Genomic DNA, 19815 nt, shown 5'->3' on the forward strand with positions numbered 1-19815 from the left:
TTACAGTCCGTACCAATTCAAACCTTCGTCACTTAAATCCACCCAGACATGCTTTGTCTCTGTGTACATATCCAGAGCTTCCATACCGAGTTCCCGTCCAAAACCACTCTGTTTTGTTCCACCAAATGGAGCTGCGCTGTCCAGCATACTGAACGTATTGACATAGACTGTTCCGGCCTGTAACTTCTTTGCCATACGGTGAGCCCGTTTTACATCATTGGTCCACATGCCGGAGGCCAGACCGTAAATGGTATCATTCGCCTTATTGAGTACGTCTTCTTCATCTTCAAATCGAATAACGGAGATAACCGGACCGAATATTTCTTCCTGGGCAATGGTCATATTATTGGTAACGTTTTCAAAAATGGTCGGGGTATAATAATAGCCGTTTTCCCCTGACCGGCGTTCACCGCCTGCCGTGATCGATGCTCCCTGTTCCACACCGGAAGCAACATAGGACTCAATTTGTTCCAGCTGAGCCTGCGAGACCTGAGGCCCCATTTGAGTGGAACCATCGAGCGGGTCCCCAATCTTAATTTTCTGTACTTTTTCTCTGAATTTCTCCATGAACTCATCATATATACTGTTTTGTACAAATAAGCGGGATCCCGCGGCACAAACCTGTCCCTGGCCGAAATAAATGCCAAACATCGATCCATTTACCGCCTGCTCCAGATCAGCATCCTCAAATACAATGTTAGGAGATTTCCCTCCAAGCTCCAGACTTACTGGTTTTAGATTTTTACTGGCAGCCTGCATGATGACCCGTCCTGTATTCGTCGATCCCGTAAAGGCTATTTTGTCTACATCCGGATGAGAAGATAATGCCGCACCAGCGTGAGGACCATCTCCTGGTACAACGTTCAGCACACCATCCGGAAGACCGGCTTCCTGAAACAGACGTGCCAATTCAAGAATGCTGACAGGGGTTTGTTCCGGCGGCTTAACCACAATGGTGTTACCTGCCGTCAGTGCTGGTGCGATTTTCCACATCGAGATCATAATTGGATGATTCCATGGAACAATGGCACCAATTACACCTAGAGGCTCTTTCAACGTATAATTAAATCTATCATCCGGGGATGCAAGGGTATCACCCTGAATTTTATTGGCCAGCCCGGCATAAAATTCAAGCACATCAATCGCCGCCGGAACAGCAATGAACTTTGTCTCATTAATGGGAAGACCATTGTCTCTGGACTCCACTTCCGCTAAATAATCTACATTTTCCTTTAATTTCTGAGCTATACTGTAAAGCAGACGACCACGGTCTCCCGGTGCCATATCAGCCCACGGGCCGCTTTCATACGCTTTTCTGGCAGCGCTTACAGCATTGTCGACATCCTTTTCTTTTGCTTCGGCTACTGTCACGTATCCACTTCCCGTAGCTGGATTAATGGATGCTATTGTATCGTTTGAAACACTTTCTACCCATTGTCCTCCAATAAATAGTTGATAATCAGAACCCATATGGTATCTTCCTCCCTTATTGTTTTCACCCTTATGTTAATGCAAAGATTGTGCCAACTTCTCAGCACCGTCGATGACCTTGTTCAATAGGGCAGAAGGCAAAGAGAAAGTGTGTCATTGTGACACATAACTGTGATGTTATGACCCAGTTTTCAAATAACATTACAGAAAATAAGGTGAGTTATTAGAACAGAGGAACTGTTGAAAAAATTTGAACTAAAATCAACATAGTATGTATGATTTCAACACACTTTTTCAAATCATATATCATTTTATATTTTTCATTCAAGGATTTAATGGTATAATTTTTGCAAACGCTTTCTTTTGTGGGAGGTATTCATATATGGATGAACTTGCCATACCTAGAGATGAATTAATTAAACAGTCGTGGGATCGTTGTCTCGAGAGAAAACTTGAACCAGCAGCCTCCCCTACTGCTCAAAACCCTACCACTAATCAATTAAAACAATTAAAAGAAGAAAACGAATTACTACTGCAGTACTCTGCACCCGTTCTAAACGCACTTCTTCCTTTTTTAACTCATCATGATCATGTTGCTTCTTTATTGGACCGCAATGGGCATGTCGTATATACAACCGGCAGTACCTACCTGAAGGACCGAGAAGAATTAGCTGAATTAAAACAGAAAGGAAATTTTCAGGAAGGTATTAACTGGAATGAATATTATAAAGGTACCAATGCAGCAGGAATCGCTTTAAGAGAACAGTCTCCCATTGTCCTGTTTGGGGACGAACATTTCTATAAAGAAAATGCTGCATTGACCTGTGCAGCTACACCAATTATTTCGCCTGCCGGAGATCCTATTGGTGTTATTAATATTTACAGCCTTGCTTCTCTTTTTAACGATTCCGTCTTGACTGTAGGAACCCTGGCTGCTGAAAGCATCCAGCACAAACTCATGTTTCAGGACGTAACAAACGAGAAGATTCTTGCTTTTCGGGAACTGTATCAAGTCACGGATCACTATCATGATCCTATTATTTCGCTGGACCAGGATTCTTACATTATTCGTGCGAATGAATCTGCAAAACGTCTTCTTGGCAGAGACTGTGTGGGACGGCTGTATCACAATGAATACCCTGCAGAAATTATTAGTGACAAACGTAATAAATGGTGGAGCTCCTACTCTTTAAAATCTACCGCGTTGGAGAAAAACAAGCAGCCAGCTTCTACGTATACATTCGCCGATATTAAACGAAATTGTCCACATGTGGAAAAACAGATTAAACTCGCTTCAAAAGCGGCATCCACCGATCTTCCTTTAATCCTGCAGGGGGAAACCGGCACGGGCAAAGAGGTGTTTGCCCAGTCCATCCACTCCCACAGTGACAGAAAACACAAGCCGTTCATCACGGTAAATTGCGGCGCTATTCCTTCCCACCTGCTGGAAAGCGAGTTATTCGGATACGAAAAGGGAGCCTTTACCGGTGCGGATCCAAAAGGTAAAAAAGGTAAATTTGAAGCAGCGGATGGGGGCACTATTTTTCTTGATGAGATCGGGGAACTGCCGCTCCAGGCGCAAGTGGTCCTATTACGCGTGCTGCAGGAGCAGGAAATTACACCGCTGGGGTCCAATCATACCAAAACCATTGATGTACGGGTGATATCGGCAACCAACTGCGACCTGCAGGAACAGGTGGATTCAAAACAATTCCGTTCCGATTTGTACTACCGGCTGAAAGGTATAATCTTGAATCTTATACCGCTTCGGGAACGCACCGATATTTTGTATCTGGCGAATGCTTTTTTACATGATATCAATCCATTAAGTCAGCTTAGCTCCGCGGCGGGATATGCCGTGAACAGCTATGGATGGCCCGGCAATATCCGTGAATTAATCAGTGTCTTAAATCAAGGCAGTTTTCTGGCCGAAGAAGGGATCATTACCGAAGAAGATCTGCAGCTTCCGGCACGTCGAAACGTTAACCATACTTCCGGCTCTGCAAGAATGACCCTTGAAGAAGTGGAAAAAGAAACGATCCAGAAGACACTGGAACTCACAAACGGTAATATTAAACAGGCAGCAGAGCAGCTGAATATTACCAGGAAACGTTTATACCGTAAAATAGAGCATTATCAGTTAATCCGGTAAATGATAAACGCGGCGAGGAAACAGTGCCTTTATTCAGCTGAACTGGATAAACAATAATTGCATCTCTTAAAATGGAATCGAGTAAGGGGGTGACAAATTTTAAACGTTACCTACATTAAACATTTTCATATATGATTACAAGAATAAATATTATCTTCCTAACTAGCTTATTACCAGGAAAATGAAATTAATTTATTATACGCCTCCTGTTCTTTGACAACGAAAACTTCCCTTTTTAAAAAAAAAAGAACAAAAATTCATAAAAACTTCCCTTCATTTTTCTTCTTCTTTTTATGATAGAAACCATACTTATCTCTCATTTTTTGGAAACTATGCATATAATGTTTTACTACCTTTTCCGGAAATTATGTTCTTTACAATACCACCTTCCTCATTCACATAAAGAACTTAGTATTACAAGTGTTTAAAATTTAATTTACAATTTGATGAAAAGAAAGAAAAAATTTTCGGTCAGTCTTCCCCTATCATCCCTTTCATTTCATTGATAACTTTTCCGATATATCTTCTGCATTTATTATTTTTAAATATTACAAAAAGAAAATAAGCATGTAAATTTTCAATAATGAATCTTACGAACGAAAATACTTGAACACCCAAAGTTTTTTAACTATCTGCGCAATACTATCTTACCATTTTACACTTTGCCTAGTTGTGATAAGCTGAACCCGAATTATAAAATAACACATATTATTGAAAGGGAAGTGATTTATGGAAAAAGTTCCAGATTATTCATTTCATCAAACAAAAGATGTGATGCTTGAGATGGTGAATACGTACCTGAATGATCATGATCTCAAAGAAAATGCAGCCCAATTCATCTTCTATAAAATGAAAGAAGGATTTTTGTTCTCAGAACTAACCCAGCTGCATTATCACATCGACAAGTGTGAAAAGAGCTATGGCATGTTCCATGTATCTGCGGCAGTCGAGTTTTTAATGTTGGCTTTGGACATACTGGATGATCTGCAGGATCAAGATGACGATGAAAAACCGTGGTCTACTTTTCCATTTTCTACTTCCATGAATCTATCCACAGGTTTTTTAACATTAAGTATGCTTGTTTTAAAACAAGCTCCTTATGATGACAACTTGAAGTCTTTTGCCCTTCAGTACCTTTATCAACAAGTTTTACAGGCAGTAAAAGGGCAGCACCAGGATCTCGAACACCTCTATCACACAGAGGATGAGTTTTTACAGATGATTAAATACAAGTCTGGATCCCTCATGGCCTGCTCTACTCTCATCGGAGCCGTATTCTGCCAAACCAACCAGAATGAACTGGCTTTGATTCAGGAATATTCGGAAAATCTTGGAGTGACAGCACAATTAGCCAATGATTTGGACGGGCTCCTGCGTCTGGATACAAAAAATGATTTGCTGCAGAAACAATGGACGCTGCCTATCATGCTCCTTTCCAAAGAAAGCGGCGAACAAGCCCGGTGGATACAGGATTATTATGCAGGAAACGTGGATCAAGCGTTTATGGCAGAGAGGGAGGAATCCTTGTTCCATTGGATACATGACTCTCCAGTCATCCTGTATATGCGTGTGCTGAAGCGTGTCTATCAAAGAAAAGCTATTGATAAAATGAAGGAACTTCGGGTAAGTCAAGGTTGGAAAAACCGTATGCAAGAGTATATAGAACAAGTGTAAATCTACAGAACCTTAAGGAGGATTCTTATGTTAAAAAAAGTAGTGGAACAATTAGCAGAACAGCCTCACCTTTTGGAAAGGTTTAAAGAAGACAAACTGAATACAGCCGGCATGTCGCAGACAGAAAAAGCTGCTGTTGTCGATGTGTTAACAGATAAGGATTTCCAGGGAATAGACATTCAAAAAGCTTACTGGAAATAAATAATCTACGTTTAAGAAAAACTCGGCATACCGCCAACTGCGGCTGCCGATGTTTTTCTTTTATCCGTGTAAAAAAGCCAGAGTCCCTCTGGTTTTTTTTACTCGGATGAAAACTAAAAAAAGCAGCTATAGCTGGGGGAATGAAAAAATGCGTGATATGAAACGCTTCCGGTTGGTTTTTTTTTACTCATCAGTGCTCTCACCGCCTTTTATCTCATTTACATAACCATCAGTGAGACTTACGGAGGGCTGGACGTAAAGAAAAATAATGAGGGACAGTGGGAAGTTACGAACGTAACCCCAATTGGATGGGCCGCGCAGCGGAATATTCAGTCAGGAGACATTGTTCTGGAAGTGAACGGGGAGACTCCCTCTACTTTTTCTTCCGTTCAACAGTATGGAGTTATTAGCAGAGTGGAACAAATGACAGTTCTGCGCGACGGTAATCAACTCGAATATAAAGTGGAGAATCCACTTCATTTTAATACCTTCTTATACCACATGCTGCTGCCATTGGGTGTATTTTTAATACTATCAGGATTTTCCCTGTATATCTATTGGAAAAAACGCGGAGAACCCATAGCTGTATTTCTCATTGCTTTCCTGGCAGCAGTCGGATTTTGCTATTTAAGTGCAGGAGCTTCTGCAAGGCTGGATGCGTTTGCCCGTATTGTGAACAGCTTTTCTCTCATGATGATTCCTGTTTTATTTTTACACTTCCATTATCTATACTTTTTAAAGTACCACATCCAGCTGATCCAATGGAAAGTTGTTATAATCTTTTATGTTCTCAATATATGTATTGTTTTTCTAGATGGGCTGTCCAATTTTATATATATCGGTAACATATATGAGTGGATCCGGAACGGACAGCTGCTCCTGTTTTCGGCTGAGATATTGTTTGGATTTTGCCTCCTTGTTTACTCTTATTTAAAATTTCGTAAAACGATCCATAAAACGATATTTCAAAACACCATATTCAGTCTCATTGTTTCCTTTTTTCCATTTATCTTTCTGACGGCTCTTCCAGGCACCCTGTTTGATATAAAACTGCTGCCTGCATCGATTACAGCAGCTTTTCTCACAGTCCTGCCGGTATTCTTTCTGTATTTAGTGTTAACGAATAAAGTATTTGATATTGATTTTATCAACAGCCGGCTTCGTTATTATGCATTTAAATCCCTTATCCTGACAGGGATTGTGATTGGTCTGGCTATGTTTTTTACTAATTTAACTTACATTCAATGGGCCAGGCTCATTATTCTCACCTACGGGTCGTTTATCTTATTTTTCTACTTAGAAGATAAACTGAATATCCGAAGCCTCTTCAAACATCAACATAACTATGAAATCAGTCTGGATCGATTCTCCCATGATGTAGCAAAAATCTTAAAAAAGCACGAGTTAAACGATAGACTCATCCAAGAGATAAAAGAAGTTCTTCCGGTGCAGCATTCGTCTATTATCACATACTCCAAAAAAGAAGGGACAGCCCGCTTGTCCTCCGGGGAAGAGGAGTATCCGAAATACTTAATAGAGATGTATTTAAGACACAACCAATCCCTATTAACCATAGGCTCTCAATTTATAATGGAAGACGGCTTATGCTGCATTATTAGTGAGCAGCATCATGCCATTCAGCTTCTGTGGATCGAACAGAAAGTGAATCACACCCCGTTTAATCAGGATGAGCAGCATTGGATTAAAGTACTTGTGCACTATACTAGCATTGTTTATGAAAATTTCCAGATTCTCGAAGATGTCACAGAAGAATTGAATCAATCCCTTTATAACGATCAAACCATGCCTCCCTGGATGTTAAGGCTACTGTTCAGACTCTCTGAGAAAGAACGGGCCCGGCTTTCTTATGATTTACATGACTCTGCCTTGCAGGAACAGTTAATCTGGTATCGAAAAGTGGAGGAGCTGCTTGCTCAGGAACAGCTTACCGATTCGTTAAAAAAGCAGTTATCAGAACTGCAGCAAGGTCTGCTTGGCGTGGTTGAGCAGGTCCGTGAAACATGCACCTTACTGCGGCCTCCTTTTTTAAAGGAAACTGGTATTGCCGAAGCCCTTTCCCATCTGGTTGAACACTATCAGGCTCGTGAAAGTTTTGATATACAGTTTACCTCCTGTGATTTCAATTCCATTCTTGGAGATGAACAGGCTCTGGCTCTCTATCGAATTGTTCAGGAATTATTAAATAATGCAGCCAAGCATTCCAAAGCCCGGCGTGTCGATATTGAAGTGAGAAATGAAGGAGACCAGTTTATTATGACATACAGAGACGACGGCGTGGGACTGTCCTCGAAAGGAGAAGCCCAATCGACGAAAAAGATGGGGATGGCCGGCATCCGACAGCGTGTGAACAGCATTCATGGAACAATCGAAATTCTTTCCCCGGAAGGATCAGGGCTGGAAGTTGTTATTTTATTTCCATCTCAACAGGAATTCACACACTATTTTGAAGTAATGTAATGGAGGGACAACCATGATCAGCATTTTGTTAGTCGATGATCACCCGGCAGTCGGAGAAGGGTCAAAACTTATGATTGAGAAGGAAGAAGATATAAAGGTGACCATCGTTGACAGTCCGGGAAAGGCTATCGATATTATTCATCATGAAGACTTTTCCCTCATGCTGTTTGATTTACGCATGCAGGGAATGAATGGGATTGAGTTAACAAAACATGTTCGCGGGATGGATCGGGAGACCCCTGTTTTAATTTATACCGGTCACGAGGTAGGGCCCTATTTTAACACCCTGATAGAAGCTGGTATCTCTGGTTTCATCAGCAAAACATCGACCCGGGAAGAACTTATTCAAACCATTCGCTATGCCGTAGATGGAAAAGCCGTAGTGCCTGTTTCTCTGTTTCGGCAGTTACGAAAAATGGAGGTTCGGGTCGAAGAAACAGGATCATTCCCCATCGAAGAGGGACATGAGATCTCCCTCAATTCCAAAGAACAGGAGATTCTCACCGAAGTAGCAAAGGGAAAAAGTAACAAAGAAATTGCCAGTATTTTTTATAACAGCCCCCGCACCATTGAATATAATCTGACGGATATTTTTAAAAAACTTCAGGTCAAAACCAGAGCTGAAGCTGTATTGAAGTCCAAACAATGGGGAATTATCCCGGATGAAACAGAGTAATAACTATGGCGCCCGCAAAAAAACGGAGCTTGAAACGTAATCAAGCTCCGTTTTTTCGATGTTGTTTATTGGTTTTTCCAGTAGCGGTAGGCGTGAACGACATACCCCTGGTAAGAGGAATTGGAGTTTAACTCTTCATCGACGATGTTCAGCTGTTCCTCCATGAAATCTTCTCCCTCGTCATAAAAGGTAATATGAGGGTTCGTTTTATTTTGTTTCATTTCCACCGAAATAATAACATCTTTGTCGATGCTTTCTGCAAAATCCACTTCATTCTGAGACATATCCAAAATTCCTCCGGATCCTTTCGCTTTATCCCGAAACGCCATGACAGAGGTATGGTCCATTTTGTCGATCACCCATTCGTTAAAAGATGTATCAGGATGTCCCGGCGTTTCAGTATCATCAAACCACATGGCCAGATCCATGCTGGCTTCCAGATTGGATTCTCGTTTCGTTTCCTTCACAAATAACTCAATATTGTCCATCCATTGGGCTAGGATATCCTGCTGATTTTCTGCCCATGATGGTTCGGTATACGGCTCAATATCAAGATGAATCCCCGAAAACTTCTGTCCCTCCTCTACCGACTCGTTATACGTTTTTACATACTCCACGAGGTCCATCATCCGGGATTCTTCCTCTTTGAGGGCCCAGGAAGGATGGCCTCCCATGGCATGCACTTCAATACCCTCGGCATTAGCTTTTTCCACAAAATCTGAATAAGCATTGTGAGAGCGGGTAAGATCCAAACGTGTATACAGAAGATTGATATTTTTCTCCTTCGCAAATTCAATAATTCTGTCTTTTTCGTTGATCAGGGTCTCCGCTTCCCAGATGTAGGTCCCTCGATAGTTTTTGCTTTCTTCTGAAGGCGCAGTGGAATCGTCTTCCTTCCCCTTCAAATTGGAAAAACTATATATTGCCGTTCCTTTATAGGAATCATATGTCCCCAGGTGTTTATCCACAAGGTTGAGGTGCATATTCATGTCCGACAGACCTTCTTCAAAAAACGTCGTATGATCCTGTCCTGTATCGGCCATGGTTACTCCAATTAAGATTTGTTTATTAAGATTATCAGCTGCTTCAAATTCATTTTTCGTCAAACGAACAATGCCATTTGGACCTTCCAGAGTATCACGGTAGGCTAAAACCGTCGTGTGGTCGAATTGGCTGATCATCCACGTACTAAACGGCGTGTCCCGGTTCCCCGGCGTGCCCATTTCGTCCAGCCAAAAAGGAATGGAACTGCTTAACTCAAGCAGGGCATCTTCAGAAAATCCGCCTAAAACAGTGTTCAAATTATCCTTCCATTCCTTCAGGACGGTATTTTTATCTTCATACCATTCAGGCAGATACTGCGGCTGTATTTTCAAGTGTATGCCATGGAACCTCTCTCCTTCTGCCACCCGGTCATTGTAATTTTTTACTTTTTCTGTAAAATCTATTATCTGCTGCTGGTTTTCCGCCAGAGCCCAGGAAGGCTCTCCCCCTAAAGCATGAACCTCGATTTCCTTCTGATCTGCTTCACGAATAAGACTGGAATAAACATCTGAGGTCATTTCCTCGTCCATCTTTACATATAATACGTTGACGTCGTTTTCTTCCGCTTTTGCAAGAATTGATTCACTGTTTTCACTTATGTCCGTGTTCTCTACCCACATTGCCTTTTTGGAATCCTCGGAGTTAGAAAATCCTGTTAAAAATAAAAAGGCAGTGACAGTCAGCAGAAAAAATGACAATTGTTTCTTCATTTCCAATCCTCCCATTTTTCACTTCATTTCCCGGGTAATAACCGGTGTTTTTCAGGGGTTTCCGCAAAATTTCTGCGGATTTCTCGGCGCTGGTTTTCTCCGTCTTTCATCCGACTTTCAACCTCTTATCCCAAACATTCACAAAACGGATAACAAATGCTTCCTGTCTGAATATAAACCAGGGGTGCCGAAAGATAAATTCGCACCTCCGAAATACAGTTTTCGATGAAGAAGGAAACCCCTCATGTTAGCGTTAAAAACGTGGAGGACAAAGTACAACGCTATTTAATCATGCAAACCTTGAATGTTCAACTAGGAAATAGTTTTCTCTAACACAAAAATAGGTGCCGGGGGAGGTAATGAGAAGGATGAAACGGAACAGTACCGTTCTTCGATTGCTCCTTTTGCTTCTCGTTCTTGGGGGGTGTGAATCATCTGAAACCATGAAAGAGGCAGAAAGCAAACAAACGGACGATGGTTCTCAAATAAAATTCCGAACCAATGAAAATCAGCTTGAAATATACAAAGAAAACAGCTGGGAGCCTTTTTTTGTCAAAGGAGTGAATATGGGAGCTTCATTACCTGGACATTTTCCGGGAGAACTCTCCATAAAAAAAGAAGATTACCTTCGCTGGTTCGACAGAATTCAACAAATGGGGGCTAATACGATTCGTATTTACACTATTCACGAACCAGAATTTTACGAAGCATTAGTAGAGCATAATCAAAACCATTCGGACAACCCCCTCTATTTTATGCAGGGTATTTGGTCGCCGGTGAACAAACTCGCGGAAACAAAGGACGCAAAATCACCTGAAGCAACAAAGCAATTCAAAGAAGAAATATCCCGCGCAATCGATGCCATTAACGGAGATGCCGTCCTGCCGGCTGAAGATGGGAAAGCAAGCGGAGAGTACTCCGCAGATGCCAGCTCTTACCTGGCTGCCTGGCACCTTGGTACAGAGTGGAGTCCTGAAATCGTAGAAAATACAAATAAGCAGCACAGCAATACCGATTTCGACGGCAGGTTTTTTCAAACTTCTTCGGATGCTTCTGTTTTTGAAAGCTGGCTGGCTGAACTTATGAACTATACGGCAGAGAAGGAGAAAAAAGCAGGCTGGCAGCACCCGGTCACCTTTACTAACTGGATAACGACGGATCCACTTACTCATCCAAGCGAACCCCTGCCAATGGAGGATGCTGTAAGTGTTGATGCAACGAATATTAAAAAAAAGAGTGGAGAAGCTGGTTATTTTGCTTCTTTTCACGCTTATCCTTATTACCCGGACTTCTTAAGAATCACGGACAAGTATGATGATGTCAAAAATGAGGAGGGAGAAATTGATACATATAAGGGGTACCTGCAGGAGCTGAAAAACTATCACAAGGATATTCCGGTAATGATTACAGAGTTCGGGGTCCCTTCTTCCCGCGGAAACGCCCATCCGGGACCGCTTGGCCGGGATCAGGGAGGCCATACAGAAACAGAACAGGGAAAGCACAACGCCGATATGCTGCAGCATATTTACCAGGAAAATTATGCCGGGGCCATCATCTTTACATGGCAGGATGAATGGTTCAAAAACACCTGGAACACAATACCGTTTGAAAATCCAGGGAGGCGTCCTTACTGGTTCAATACCTTGTCAGCGGAAATGTCCTACGGGCTGCTGGGAATGTACCCAAGTAAACATGAGGAGCTTACCATAGATGGATCCACAAAAGATTGGGAGAAATTGGAGGGAAGTGAAGTTGAAAAACTTTCCACTCCTTTAACGGAGTTGATGGTAACCAAAGACGAAGGGTATATCTATGCAGCTGCCCGTCTTCCTGAATCCATCGATTTGTCAACAGACACCTTCTACCTCGGTGTTCATACTCTTGCCGGAGGAATGGAAAATCCAGAAGTTCTGCCGGGGGAACGTTTGGATGAAGGATTGGAGACCGTGGTTCGGTTAGGAGATGAAACCGACAGCGAGGTTCTAATCGCCCCAAGCTATGATTTTCATCAACGATTATACGGGAGCAAGGCCGGTGATGATCAGGAGGACAACATGAACTCCTGGCAGCTTGCCGTAAGTCATGAGCTGGAACTTCCTGAATCAAATGAAGTACTGCCCTTTGAAGAAGTATCAGCAGGCAGCATGGAACAAGCCTCTTCCTCCCAGAATTCCCGAGCTTCCTGGGACTATCAGGGGAAAGTCGTTGAAATGAAAATTCCGTGGGCGTTGCTTGGCTTCGCAGACCCCAGTACCAAGGAGGTGGTGAGTTACGGTTCTGTAAAAGAAGAATCGCAGCAAATGCCTGCAGAAAATAGTAATGGGATCCGCTTCGTTCCATGGATCGTTGATAACTCAGAGACGGTGCACGGATTCGACAATCAATCCTCCCCAATCTCCGTACAGAACTTCCCGCTTTATGACTGGAAGAACTGGCAGAAGGCGGACTATGACGAAGAGTTAAAGCAAAGCTACTATATCGTACAAGAAATCTTCAAGAATATCGAAGATTAAGGAGGGAGGGAAATCTTTGTTCATCAATTTACAAGCTGCTTATTGGATGATAGCCGTCTTAATCACTCTAATGATAATATTTATGGTTATTACGATAGCTATCAAAATGAGAAAGAAAATAAGCGTAAAAAAAGAAAAAGACTGTCTGGACAACTTCCACAGTTATCTTCATTATCTCCAGGTACAGTTGGATAATCAAGCCCTTTTAATGCCGCCTAAAAAGCCGCTGTCCTCTTTTGAAAAGAAGGTGCTGCAAAATACATTATTACCATGGGTCGATCGCTTGAAAGGAGTGCATAGGGAAAAACTTCTTACTTTATGTAAAGACATTGGATTAAATCATTACAACAAAAAGCGGCTGCAAAGCCCCTGGTCCATGGTTCGTCTTGATGCCGCGTACCACCTTGGGATACTTCGGGACCAAGAAGTGACATCTCAATTAATGTCGCTGTTATATCGCAGCCATTTTGATTCTTCCGTTTATATTATCGCACGCTCGATAGCCCAAACCTCAGTGAATCCGGATGATATAAAAAATCTCATGCTATATCTTGTAAACAATGGAAAACAGCACTCCCACCTAGTTGCAGATATCTCTAAAGAATCTTCGTTAGATTTAAGGCCGATATACACCCAGTTTCTTTATGAAGATAATCCAAAGTTAAATAAAATCGGGCTGATCGGGCTTCAGGACCATGTAGATCAAGAACTTCCGGAAATCGTTCATTCATCCTCCCAATCTGAGGATAAAGAAATAAGGAAGCTTGCCTTACAACTACGTATGTCCGCTATGGTTTTAACAGAAAAGGATGTTCAGTATTATCTGCAATTTCCGGATTGGGAGATTCGCCATCTGTTTGCCGATTGGATCGGTAATTCCGGCCTGATCCAATATACAGAATTATTAAAAGAGCGACTCCAGGACTCCAACTGGATTGTTTCCCGCACCACTGCGAAAAGCCTGGCTCAATTGGGAGAACACGGCTTTGAAATTCTCTGCGAAACAGCGGCCGGAGTGCACGGAGAACAAGGACGAGAAACGGCTGAGGAACATATAAAGGAAAAACTAAATCAAACCATCCATGATCTTTCACAAGTAGAAGATATTACAGAATATAACCAAAAAGTATTTATCTATCAAAAGTATTTTGGAAAAAGTCATGATTTGACTAAGGCTCTATAGAAAGAAGGAAAAACAGTGAGAGATTTACTTTTAATTTATGGGATGTTTGCCATTTATTATGTGATTACCATTAATACGATTTATTTTGGGATTATTATGTTTTCCTTCCGAAAAATATCCCGCATTATGAAGGAAACATTCTATTCCAAATATGATTTTCTTTCAGGCTCTAAACACATGCCGCCTATCTCGATTCTCGTACCGGCATTTAATGAAGAGCTGACTATTAAAGAAAACGTCCAATCTCTGCTGGCCCTGCACTATCCCGCACATGAAGTAATTGTCGTTAACGACGGGTCTGGAGATAACACAACCAAAGTATTAATTGATGAATTCCGCTTAAATTATTATAAACCAGCCCCGGTAGAGCAGAATACACTGGCTACTGCCGAGGTGAAAGGAGTCTATTATAATCCCGAGTTTCCAAATTTATATCTTATTGATAAAGAAAACGGCGGAAAAGCGGACTCCTTAAACGCGGGTATTAACTTCTCAAACTATCCGCTTGTTTCTTCTATTGATGCGGACTCGCTGCTGGAGAATGATGCACTGATTCGAATTGCGAGAAAATATATGGAGAACCCGGAGGAATACGTAGCTATCGGCGGAAATGTAAGGATTGCCAACGGGTGCAGAATTGCAAACGGTATGGTGCAGAAAGTCAGACTGCCAAAGAAATTATTACCCATGCTCCAAACGGTGGAATATTTGAAAGCTTTTCTGGGAGGGAGAATTGGATGGAGTGATATTAATGGATTAATCATCATATCCGGAGCTTTTGGCGTTTTCAGAAAAGACTACATTATCAAAGTTGGGGGTTATCGCGGTGGATATCCCGGTGAAGACATGAACATTATTATCAAACTGCACCGATACATGCTGGATCATAACCTTCCTTATCAAATCGACTTTTGCCCGGATGCCGTATGCTGGACGCAGGCACCTGACACTTTCAAAATCCTTGGTAGTCAGCGGAAACGCTGGGGCAGAGGCAATTTAAAAAACATGCTTGAATTAGGAACGCGTATGTTCATGCGTCCCAGATATAAAGTAATGGGCTGGCTCACCATCCCTTACAACATCATTTTTGAAACATTAAGCCCCTATTTTAGAATCACTGGTTTTCTAGCTCTTGTTGGCTATAGTTTGATAGATATGACTGGATGGAAGATCGTAGCCGTCTTCATGCTCATTAACGTACTGTATGGAACATTGCTTGGTATGGGTTCTCTTTTAATCGAGGAGCTGGCTTTCCGTAGGTTCCCGAGAATCAGAGATTATTTCAAAATGGTGTTCTATACGATTTTAATGTTCTTTGGATACCGCCAGCTTGGGATACTTTGGCGTTTTCTGGGTCACATTCAATTTTTCCGCAAGAACAATTCGTGGGGTACGATGACAAGAACAAGTTGGAATGAAGATGAGAAAAAAGAAGAAGCTGCATAACACAAAAGGAGGATTACCAAAATGCCTGACACGCACGTGAATTCCAGTATTATCAATTCATTCAATAATTTTCTTCACTACTACCAAGCAAGTAACTTACCATGCGGTCTCATTATTGCCCACGCATCCCTCGACCAGCAAGGGATTCATTCACTCAAAGCATATTTGGAAAAAGAAGAACCTTCTACTGCCTTCCAAGTAAATTATGACTCAGAGCATCATATTCTTGGGCTGCTTCTGGATGACTGCGACCTTGGGTACACCCACTTTTACGCATTACACGTAAAAGACTATCTAGAAGAAAAAGATCAATTAATGGGAGAAATGGTTGTAGGGAATTTTCCTGAAAATAGTGATCACGCAGAGCGGATGCTCTCGCGCATGGTGAATGAAATGATGATTAATCAGAGGAATCAGCAAGAAATCCGAGTGTTTGATAACGAAGTCATTCAGAATACGGAAAAGAAAACAGTATTGATTGTCGATCACGATAACAGCATCCTCCATCTTTTAACGAACTATTTACAGCGCAAAGGCTATATTGTGCATGCAGCAATGGATGGAAAAGATGGGCTGGAACAGTACCAGAAACTTCTTCCCGATCTAGTTATTACAGAAATCAACTTATCCGGTATCGGGGGATTTCAATTTATAAATCAGATTAAGACCATTGATAAACATACCAATGGCCATTCCGAAATCATGGTGCTAACCAATAAGCACCTGGAAGAGGATATTAAACGCACCTTTGAATACGGAGCAGCAGAATATATTACTAAACCATTTTCACTGATTGAACTGGAAGCGCGGATTAAACGCCTTGTGGAAGTGACTGAATAATGGGTATCGAATGACCAAAAAATTTATTGAAAACGGAGGAAGTTTGATGGGTTATTTTGAACAATTGAGTCAACGTATTAAAACGAAAAAAGCTCACATCGGTGTTATCGGCCTGGGATATGTCGGGCTGCCGCTGGCGATGGAAATGGTTAAAGCCGGTTTCCCTGTTTGCGGAATCGATTTAAGCGAAGACAAAATCAACTCTCTGCGGAACGGCAGCTCTTATATAAATGATATTTCTGATCAAGAGCTGCAGGATAGTTTAAAATCAAATTATTTCTATCCCACCACTAACTATGAAATGGTTAAGGAACTGGATACCCTCAGTATTTGCGTTCCGACGCCGCTTAGTGAAAATCAGGATCCGGACACCTCATTCATTTCGGGTGTCATTGAGAATATTAAACCCTATATCAAGAAGGGGATGCTGGTTACTCTGGAAAGCACGACATATCCAGGGACCACGGAAGAATTAATCCTGCAGGAATTTAAAAGAATGGGGTATGAAGCGGGAAGGGACATTTTCCTATGTTACTCCCCAGAACGGGTGGATCCCGGCAACATGTCTTATCAAACGCATAATATGCCTAAAGTGATGGGAGGCATGACAGAAAAGTGTAATACTGTCGGGAAGCTGCTTTACAGCCATTTTATTGAACAAGTCGTTCCCGTCTCCTCTCCAAAAGTTGCGGAGATGTCCAAGCTTTTGGAAAATACGTTCCGCAGTATCAACATCGCTTTTGTCAATGAAATTGCGATGATGAGTGAGCGGATGGATATTGACGTATGGGAAGTTATTGATGCAGCTGCGACAAAACCGTTCGGCTTCATGAAATTCCAGCCGGGGCCTGGGATTGGAGGCCACTGCATACCTTTGGATCCTATGTATCTATCCTGGAAAGCAAAAGGCTTCCGTTTCTACAGCAAGTTTATTGACCTTGCTCAGTCTATTAATAATAATATGCCGGAAGTTGTCGTCAACAAAACATCTCAAGCTCTGAACATATACGGAAAATCGATTAACAGTTCCAACATTCTTATATTAGGTATGGCATACAAACCAGATATCAGCGATCTACGGGAATCCCCCGGTCTTTACCTTTATGAACTCTACAAAGAACATGGCGCCGATGTGGATTATTATGATCCTCATGCCCACAGCTTTTTGGATCATGAGGAGAATGTGGTTCAATCGATTACCTACAGCAAAGAAAGATTGAAAAATTATGACTGCATGGTCCTGGTAACGAATCACAGCAATTTGGACTATGACGAACTGGCCCACCTCGGTGTACCGATTGTAGATACCCGGAATGCTTTCAAAGAATATGACCTACCCCATATTCACAAGCTGGGAACTGCATCAAAAGTGCACAAGAATCAACATGCGTCCCTTGCATTATAAATATAAACAAATAAAGGAGTGGAGTTAAAATGTGCGGAATCATTGGTTATATCGGAGAAAAAGATGTTCAGCAGGTGTTAACGGCAGGGCTTAGCAAACTAGAGTACCGCGGCTACGATTCTGCAGGCATTGCGGTCCATCACGGAGACGCTGTGCAGGTAAACAAAACCAAAGGAAGACTGGACGAGCTCCATCATCAGCTGGAACCATCCCCCTTTTCAGCCCGGATGGGGATCGGCCATACAAGATGGGCAACCCACGGTCCTCCTTCGGATCAAAATTCTCATCCTCATACGGATGCGGGTAATGAATTTGCAATTGTTCATAACGGTATAATCGAAAACTATTTAGAGATCAAGCGGGATCTTGCAGAAATAGGATATACCTTTTCTTCAGAAACAGATTCCGAAGTCATCTCCCACCTATTCCACTATTTATATGAAGGAAACATGACGGAAACTATTCAAAAGGTAGTTCAGCGGTTAAAAGGGGCTTATGCGTTAGGAATTGTCTCCAAACATGAGCCGGATCGCCTATATGCAGTACGGGAGGCCAGCCCGCTGATTATTGGAGCCGGAAAGGAAGAAGCGTTGATCAGCTCTGACATTCCTGCTGTATTGGAGCACACCCGAGACATTTATATATTAGAGGATGGAGAAATGGCTGTCCTGACGAAAAATGATATTACACTTCTGCAGACAAAAACGGGGCAGCCGTTGAACCGGGAAATTTTCAGAGTGGATTGGGACGTAGAGCAGGCCGAAAAGAATGGCTATGACCATTTTATGCTGAAAGAAATTCATGAGCAGCCGGAAGCATTGAAAAAAACGCTGGCAGGACGGATGAATCAGGAAACGAAGAGGGTTCAGTTTGACGAACTGCAGTGGAACCGGGAGCGCGTGGAACAATGGCATAAAATTACAATTGTTGCCTGCGGAACTGCCTATCATGCCGGTTTAATAGGAAAACATATCATGGAAGAACTAACCCGCACTCCGGTTGATGTAGAGGTGGCTTCCGAATTTCGTTACCGCCGGCCGATCGTTGATGAGAAGACCCTGGTGATTGTTATCAGTCAATCTGGAGAAACGGCGGATACGCTGGCAGCCCTTCGACAGAGCCAGCACCTTGGTGCCAATGTGCTCGCCATTACAAATGTGGTAGGAAGCTCTATTGCCCGGGAAGCCGATGAAGTAATATTGACCATGGCAGGCCCCGAAATTGCAGTTGCTTCAACCAAAGCATACACAACCCAGGTTCTCGTCTTCTACCTGCTCGGAATCTATCTTGCCGATATAAAACAAAAGATAACGGAAGACTACCGCATACAGCTGCTTGAAGCGGTCCTTGATATTCCAAATAAGATGGAAGAATTACTCGAATATTCCGAAGCGCTCCAGCGTTATAGTGAATCCATTAAAGATGCATCAAGCGTATTTTTTATTGGAAGAAGTCTGGATCATGCCGTTGTACTGGAAGGATCACTGAAACTCAAGGAAATTTCGTACATTCATTCCGAGGCTTATGCTGCCGGCGAGTTAAAGCACGGCACACTTGCTTTAATTGAAGAAGGAACCCCCATCATTGCTCTCATTACCCAGAAAGAAGTAAACGAAAAGATGCTGGGGAATATAAAGGAAGTAAAAGCACGCGGAGGGCATGTCCTTGGGGTGTCAATGAAAGAAAATATGGAAATGTTGGAATACGTGGACGAAGGGTGTTACATCCCTGACTCTTTATCCCTGGTAACTCCGTTATTGACGGTTATTCCGTTACAGTTAATTTCTTATTATACTTCACTGGCACTTGGCAACGATGTAGATAAACCTAGAAATCTTGCAAAAAGCGTGACGGTGGAATAGGAGGATCACCTGGTGATGAAGACACTAGAGCGACAGGACACAACTTGGAACGAAAAGGAATTAAAAGACCTGATGCTCCGCATTTTTCACAGGGTGGAAGATCAAACCGTTGAAACAGATGATCAGTTAATGACTGAGATCAGGAATGGATTAAAACCCCTCATCCATTCCTCCAACACCAACGACAGAGAATAGGAGGA

General features: G+C 42.3%; 14 protein-coding genes. 12 read left to right on the plus strand and 2 right to left on the minus strand.

What is annotated here, in order from left to right; genetic code table 11:
- Window positions 1-1470: an aldehyde dehydrogenase family protein gene (locus ACW9JV_RS16795; RefSeq protein WP_457336546.1), complete on the minus strand. Its 1470-nt coding sequence runs from the start codon at window positions 1468-1470 to the stop codon at window positions 1-3.
- Between the two features lie 343 nt (window positions 1471-1813).
- Between ACW9JV_RS16795 and ACW9JV_RS16800 the strand changes: the two genes are divergently transcribed.
- The 5 genes from ACW9JV_RS16800 (at window position 1814) to ACW9JV_RS16820 (ending at window position 8612) form a co-directional block, all read left to right on the plus strand.
- The gene (locus ACW9JV_RS16800) at window positions 1814-3583 is read left to right on the plus strand and encodes a sigma-54-dependent Fis family transcriptional regulator (RefSeq protein WP_457336548.1); all 1770 of its coding nucleotides are present in this window, start codon (window positions 1814-1816) and stop codon (window positions 3581-3583) included.
- Between the two features lie 729 nt (window positions 3584-4312).
- Window positions 4313-5257, plus strand: coding sequence for a polyprenyl synthetase family protein (locus tag ACW9JV_RS16805; protein WP_457336550.1), 945 nt, complete (start codon window positions 4313-4315; stop codon window positions 5255-5257).
- A gap of 27 nt (window positions 5258-5284) precedes the next feature.
- Window positions 5285-5458, plus strand: coding sequence for a competence pheromone ComX (gene comX, locus ACW9JV_RS16810; protein WP_457336552.1), 174 nt, complete (start codon window positions 5285-5287; stop codon window positions 5456-5458).
- 423 nt (window positions 5459-5881) lie between these two features.
- Window positions 5882-7936, plus strand: coding sequence for a sensor histidine kinase (locus tag ACW9JV_RS16815; RefSeq protein WP_457337235.1), 2055 nt, complete (start codon window positions 5882-5884; stop codon window positions 7934-7936).
- A gap of 13 nt (window positions 7937-7949) precedes the next feature.
- A complete protein-coding gene (locus ACW9JV_RS16820; RefSeq protein WP_457336554.1) occupies window positions 7950-8612 on the plus strand; it encodes a response regulator in 663 nt (220 codons plus the stop codon).
- A 65-nt stretch (window positions 8613-8677) separates the two neighbouring features.
- Here the strand turns inward: ACW9JV_RS16820 and ACW9JV_RS16825 are convergent, their stop codons facing one another.
- A complete protein-coding gene (locus ACW9JV_RS16825; protein ID WP_457336555.1) occupies window positions 8678-10366 on the minus strand; it encodes a hypothetical protein in 1689 nt (562 codons plus the stop codon).
- A 368-nt stretch (window positions 10367-10734) separates the two neighbouring features.
- Between ACW9JV_RS16825 and ACW9JV_RS16830 the strand changes: the two genes are divergently transcribed.
- The 7 genes from ACW9JV_RS16830 to ACW9JV_RS16860 are packed head-to-tail and all read left to right on the plus strand — an operon-like array spanning window position 10735 to window position 19810.
- Window positions 10735-12879, plus strand: a complete 2145-nt coding sequence (locus ACW9JV_RS16830) for a hypothetical protein (protein WP_457336557.1) — start codon at window positions 10735-10737, stop codon at window positions 12877-12879.
- 16 nt (window positions 12880-12895) lie between these two features.
- Complete coding sequence (locus ACW9JV_RS16835) at window positions 12896-14062, plus strand: HEAT repeat domain-containing protein (protein ID WP_457336559.1); 1167 nt, start codon at window positions 12896-12898, stop codon at window positions 14060-14062.
- Window positions 14063-14077: 15 nt separating this feature from the next.
- Window positions 14078-15508, plus strand: a complete 1431-nt coding sequence (locus ACW9JV_RS16840; RefSeq protein WP_457336561.1) for a glycosyltransferase family 2 protein — start codon at window positions 14078-14080, stop codon at window positions 15506-15508.
- Window positions 15509-15529: 21 nt separating this feature from the next.
- Window positions 15530-16348, plus strand: coding sequence for a response regulator transcription factor (locus ACW9JV_RS16845; protein ID WP_457336563.1), 819 nt, complete (start codon window positions 15530-15532; stop codon window positions 16346-16348).
- A 46-nt stretch (window positions 16349-16394) separates the two neighbouring features.
- Window positions 16395-17753 carry a nucleotide sugar dehydrogenase gene (locus ACW9JV_RS16850; protein WP_457336565.1) on the plus strand — a complete coding sequence of 453 codons (1359 nt, stop codon included), beginning with the start codon at window positions 16395-16397 and terminating at the stop codon, window positions 17751-17753.
- A gap of 29 nt (window positions 17754-17782) precedes the next feature.
- Window positions 17783-19615 carry a glutamine--fructose-6-phosphate transaminase (isomerizing) gene (gene glmS, locus ACW9JV_RS16855; protein WP_457336567.1) on the plus strand — a complete coding sequence of 611 codons (1833 nt, stop codon included), beginning with the start codon at window positions 17783-17785 and terminating at the stop codon, window positions 19613-19615.
- A gap of 12 nt (window positions 19616-19627) precedes the next feature.
- Window positions 19628-19810: a hypothetical protein gene (locus tag ACW9JV_RS16860; RefSeq protein ID WP_457336568.1), complete on the plus strand. Its 183-nt coding sequence runs from the start codon at window positions 19628-19630 to the stop codon at window positions 19808-19810.
- Window positions 19811-19815 lie beyond the last annotated feature (5 nt).

Source organism: Salibacterium sp. K-3, assembly GCF_054052005.1.

Bases quoted from the DNA above. Each gene is read 5' to 3' on its own strand.
- ACW9JV_RS16795 (WP_457336546.1), bottom strand. From the start codon at position 1,470: ATGGGTTCTGATTATCAACTATTTATTGGAGGACAATGGGTAGAAAGT.
- ACW9JV_RS16800 (WP_457336548.1), top strand. From the start codon at position 1,814: ATGGATGAACTTGCCATACCTAGAGATGAATTAATTAAACAGTCGTGG.
- ACW9JV_RS16805 (WP_457336550.1), top strand. From the start codon at position 4,313: ATGGAAAAAGTTCCAGATTATTCATTTCATCAAACAAAAGATGTGATG.
- comX (WP_457336552.1), top strand. From the start codon at position 5,285: ATGTTAAAAAAAGTAGTGGAACAATTAGCAGAACAGCCTCACCTTTTG.
- ACW9JV_RS16815 (WP_457337235.1), top strand. From the start codon at position 5,882: ATGACAGTTCTGCGCGACGGTAATCAACTCGAATATAAAGTGGAGAAT.
- ACW9JV_RS16820 (WP_457336554.1), top strand. From the start codon at position 7,950: ATGATCAGCATTTTGTTAGTCGATGATCACCCGGCAGTCGGAGAAGGG.
- ACW9JV_RS16825 (WP_457336555.1), bottom strand. From the start codon at position 10,366: ATGAAGAAACAATTGTCATTTTTTCTGCTGACTGTCACTGCCTTTTTA.
- ACW9JV_RS16830 (WP_457336557.1), top strand. From the start codon at position 10,735: ATGAAACGGAACAGTACCGTTCTTCGATTGCTCCTTTTGCTTCTCGTT.
- ACW9JV_RS16845 (WP_457336563.1), top strand. From the start codon at position 15,530: ATGCCTGACACGCACGTGAATTCCAGTATTATCAATTCATTCAATAAT.
- ACW9JV_RS16850 (WP_457336565.1), top strand. From the start codon at position 16,395: ATGGGTTATTTTGAACAATTGAGTCAACGTATTAAAACGAAAAAAGCT.
- glmS (WP_457336567.1), top strand. From the start codon at position 17,783: ATGTGCGGAATCATTGGTTATATCGGAGAAAAAGATGTTCAGCAGGTG.